General features: G+C 67.3%; 5 protein-coding genes and 1 pseudogene. 2 read left to right on the plus strand and 4 right to left on the minus strand.

Annotated features, from left to right (window positions below; all coding sequences use genetic code 11):
• Positions 1-562, plus strand: a pseudogene (locus TY51_RS18025) (ATP-dependent helicase C-terminal domain-containing protein); the annotation flags it as partial.
• Here the strand turns inward: TY51_RS18025 and TY51_RS18030 are convergent.
• The 4 genes from TY51_RS18030 to TY51_RS20560 all read right to left on the minus strand — a co-directional run bounded on the left by TY51_RS18030 (position 559) and on the right by TY51_RS20560 (position 2,502).
• Positions 559-885, minus strand: a complete 327-nt coding sequence (locus TY51_RS18030; RefSeq protein ID WP_042252296.1) for a DUF2794 domain-containing protein — start codon at positions 883-885, stop codon at positions 559-561. The pseudogene TY51_RS18025 and the gene TY51_RS18030 overlap by 4 nt on opposite strands.
• 46 nt (positions 886-931) lie before the next feature.
• On the minus strand, positions 932-1,222 hold the full coding sequence (locus tag TY51_RS18035) for an I78 family peptidase inhibitor (RefSeq protein ID WP_231559133.1): 291 nt from the start codon (positions 1,220-1,222) through the stop codon (positions 932-934).
• A complete protein-coding gene (locus tag TY51_RS18040) occupies positions 1,219-1,710 on the minus strand; it encodes a hypothetical protein (RefSeq protein ID WP_197054829.1) in 492 nt (163 codons plus the stop codon). Before TY51_RS18040 ends, TY51_RS18035 begins: the two co-directional genes overlap by 4 nt.
• 153 nt (positions 1,711-1,863) lie before the next feature.
• The gene (locus TY51_RS20560) at positions 1,864-2,502 is read right to left on the minus strand and encodes a TetR/AcrR family transcriptional regulator (RefSeq protein ID WP_052650441.1); all 639 of its coding nucleotides are present in this window, start codon (positions 2,500-2,502) and stop codon (positions 1,864-1,866) included.
• A 230-nt stretch (positions 2,503-2,732) separates the two neighbouring features.
• Here TY51_RS20560 and TY51_RS18050 point away from each other — a divergent pair, with 230 nt between their 5' ends.
• Positions 2,733-4,160, plus strand: coding sequence for a Glu/Leu/Phe/Val dehydrogenase (locus tag TY51_RS18050; RefSeq protein WP_042252300.1), 1,428 nt, complete (start codon positions 2,733-2,735; stop codon positions 4,158-4,160).
• Positions 4,161-4,179: the final 19 nt, after the last annotated feature.

Raw genomic sequence — 4,179 nt, forward strand, 5'->3', positions numbered from 1 at the left:
CGCGGCTGGAGGGATTGCGCCTGGACGGGCTGTCCTGGACCCCCGCCGCCGCACGGCTGCGGCGCGGATCGCGCTGGTGCCCGGGCTGGGGTCGGTGGCGGATGCGGACCTGTTGGCGGATGGCGCCTGGCTGCTGCCGTGGCTGGGCCGGGTGCGCAGCCTGTCCGACCTGCGCGGGCTGGACCTGGTCGAGCCGCTGAAGGCCCGCATCGGATGGGACGGCCAGCAGCGGCTGGACCGCGAGGCGCCGGGGCAGTTCACCACCCCCCTGGGCCGCCGGGTGCCGATCGATTACGGGGGCGAGGACCCGTCGATCGAATTGCGCCTGCAGGAGCTGTTCGGCGTCACCCGCCACCCCGCCGTGGGCGGGCGGCCCCTGCGTATCACACTGCTGTCGCCGGGGGGCAAGCCGGTGCAGGTGACGATGGACCTGCCGGGGTTCTGGGTCAGCTCCTATGCCGATGTCAGGAAGGACATGCGAGGCCGCTATCCGCGCCACCCGTGGCCCGAGGATCCGACCGCGGCCGACCCGACCGTGCGGGCCAAGCCGCGCGGCACCTAGTCGATGGGGCGGATCAGCTTGGCGTCCAGCACGCGCAGCACCTGCGCCAGATCATGGCCGCGTTTCAGGATGCGCCCGTCCATGGCGATCACGGCATAGGCGCCCTGGGCCGCGCGCAGGCGGGGGCGTTTCTCGATCCGGTAAAGGGGGTGTTCGGCGGCGCGGCGAAAGACGCTGAACACCGCCGCGTCGCGCAGGAACGACATCCCGTAATCGCGCCATTCGCCTGCGGCCACGAAGCGGCCGTAGGTCGACAGGATCAGGTTCAGCTCCTTGCGGTCGAACACCACGCGGTCGGCATCGGGCGGGATCGCGTTCATCATGTCGGAATGGTGACACCCCGCCGAGGCCTGTGCAACGCGAAACGCGTCAGAAGCAGCTGACCTTGGTGATGCGGCCGTTGATGCCGTATTCGATGTTCAGCCGGTCGGGGCGGAAATCGGCGGTCACCATGTCCTCGGGCCCGATGACGCGGGTGCCCAGGGGAAAGTTCATCGCCGACAGGGCCGTGCGGGGCTGGCCGATCAGGCCCTGATAGCCGGCGGCGCCGCATTCGTCGACGACCGGCGGCGGGGTCGGCTCGACATAGGCGGGTTCGCAGGCGGCCAGGGCCGTTGCGGCGAAAATCAGGGCAAGCGTGGTCTTGTGCATTTGGGTCATCCGCAATCGATCTTGGTGATGGTGCCGGTCGCATCCAGTCGAAAGACGAGCCGGTCGGGGTCATAGTCCTGGGGTTCGATCCCGCGGTATTCCACCACGCGATAGACGTTGGTCAGGCCAAGCGTCGGGATCGTGCTGCCGGGCTGCCCCACGCTGGAGGCATAGGCGCTGGCCTTGCACAGGTCGGGCTTGCGTTCGGTCACCCCGGTGATGCCGGTGGTCGCGACCGGCAGATCGGCCACGACGGGCGCTGCAACGGGGAACGGCGCGGCGGCTGGAAAGGGTGCGGCGGCATAGGGTGCGGCGACGGGGGCCGCATAAGGCGCAGGCGCCGCATAAGGTGCGGGGGCATAGGTGGTCTGGGCGTCATAGGTCGGGGCGACATAGGCCGGGCCCGCATAGGCGCCGGCTGGCGGCATCCGGTTCGGCGACGATGCACAGCCCTGCACGGCCAAGGCCAAGCCGGCAGCCATCGCGGCCCGAATCATCCAGTCCTTGCAGATCATCGCCTGTCACCCCTGCCGGTCCTGTTCCGGACCTTGTTCCCATCAGCATAGGCCGGGGCCCCGGCCTTGAGAAGCCGGGACTTGGATCACGTTTCGATCATCGCAGGAATGCAACAGCCCCCGGCGACGGCGCCGTCAGGCGGCGCGCAGGGCGTGGGCCGACAGGAACAGCGTCGCCGCTTCGCCGGCGATGCGCGCGATCTGGGCGTCGGGGGGTGTTGCGCCGGTCAGCAGCGCGGGTTGCTGGACCTGACCGGTGATCAGCGCGACCAGCTGACGGGCGGATTGGCCGCTGTCATGGTCCCGGATCTGTCCCGCGGCGATCCAGCCGTCGATGATCTGCGCCAAGGGCGCCGCGACACAGCGGGCCAGGGCGTCGTCATAACTGCGCGCGTCGTCGGGAAACCGGGTCGATTCGGCGGTCATCACCCGCAGCAGGCTGAGACGCGGTTCCGACAGCGCCCATGTCGCCAGGTCCGACAGCATCCGCGGCAGGTCGGCCTGGGCCGTTGATGCGGGGTCGGCCTCGAACGGTTGCTGACGAAAGGCGCTGTCCATCGTGGCGCGCAGCACTTCGCGGAACATCAGCGATTTGTCGGGGAAATAGCTGTACAGCGTCGCCTTGGACACGCGGGCGGACCGGGCGATGTCATCGACGCTGGCGGCGGCATAGCCGTCGCGCAGAAAGATGACGGCGGCCCCATCCCGGACCTGGTCGAACTTGCGGCCCCGCGTGATGCCGGGGGCCGTTGCATGGGTGGTATCGGTCTTCATTCGTCTTCCTTGGTTTCCATCCAAACACCGCGAACGGAGAGACGGTTTCGGTCGCAACATAATAAATAGCGCAGAAAGCAAAAGCCCCTGTCGGCTGCGCGACATCCAAAGACTGCTGATTTTTATCGCAAACATGCCGCCATCGGCGACGATCCGCTGTGGCGGGACGGGGCCGTTTGGCCTAGCGTGCCGTCATCTTGACCTTGCGCCGTCATCAGGAGGAAGCAGCAATGTCCGTCAACACGACCTCGTTCCGGGATTCAGTGGACCGCATGTTCACCCATGCCGCAGGCCTGATGAGCCTTGCGCCGGGGCTGGAGGAGAAGATCCGGGTCTGCAATTCCACCTATACGGTGCGGTTCGGGGTGCGGCTGCGCGGCCAGATCCACACCTTCACCGGTTACCGGTCGGTTCATTCCGAACACATGGAGCCGGTCAAGGGTGGCATCCGCTATTCGCTGGACGTGAACCAGGACGAGGTCGAGGCGCTGGCCGCCCTGATGACCTATAAATGCGCGCTGGTCGAGGTGCCGTTCGGCGGATCGAAGGGCGGTCTGTGCATCGATCCGCGCGCCTGGAACGAGGACGAGCTGGAGCGGATCACCCGCCGCTTTACCTATGAGCTGTCGCGCCGGAACCTGATCTCTCCGTCGCAGAACGTGCCCGCGCCCGACATGGGCACCGGAGAGCGCGAGATGGCGTGGATGGCCGACGCCTACAAGCGGCTGCATCCCGACGACATCAACGCCAAGGCCTGCGTCACGGGCAAGCCGCGCACCGCGGGCGGCATCGACGGCCGGGTCGAGGCGACGGGCCGCGGCGTGCAATACGCGCTGCGCGAGTTCTTCCGCCATGACGACGTGATGAAGCAGGCAGGCCTGACCGGCGTGCTGGCCGGCAAGCGCGTGATCGTGCAGGGCCTGGGCAATGTGGGCTATCATGCCGCCCAGTTCCTTTCGGTCGAGGACAAGTGCCTGATCACCGGCGTGATCGAGCGCGACGGCGCCATCACCAACCCGCAGGGCATCAACATCGACGCGCTGCGCGGCCACATCCGCGCGACCGGTGGCGTCAAGGGCTTCATCGGCGGCGACTATCACGAAAACGGTCTGGCCATGCTGGAGCAGGAGTGTGACATCCTGATCCCGGCAGCGGTGGAAAGCGTGATCCACGCCGACAACGCCGAGCGCATCAACTGCAAGCTGATCATCGAGGCGGCGAACGGTCCCGTGACCGCCGATGCCGACGCGATCCTGCGTCGCAAGGGGATCGTCATCATCCCCGACATGTATGCCAACGCCGGCGGCGTGACCGTGTCCTATTTCGAATGGGTCAAGAACCTGTCCCAGATCAGCCTGGGCCGGCTGGAGCGCCGGCACGAGGAGGCCCGCGCCCGCATGATCGTCGAGGAGTTGGAACGGCTGTCGGCCGATACCGGCCTGAACTGGACCCTGTCCAAGGGCTTCAAAGAGGCATTCCTGACCGGCGCGGACGAGCTGGAGCTGGTGCGGTCGGGCCTGGACGACACGATGCGCGAGAGCTTCAAGAAGATGAAGGAGGTCTGGATCAGCAACCCCAAGGTCGAGGACATGCGCACCGCGGCCTATGTCGTGGCGATCCGGCGGATCTCGAACGTCTACAACTCTCTGGGGCTTTGAGGGGCAGGGGGCGCAAGTG

The organism is Paracoccus sp. PAMC 22219, from assembly GCF_000787695.1.
Taxonomy (GTDB): Bacteria; Pseudomonadota; Alphaproteobacteria; order Rhodobacterales; family Rhodobacteraceae; genus Paracoccus.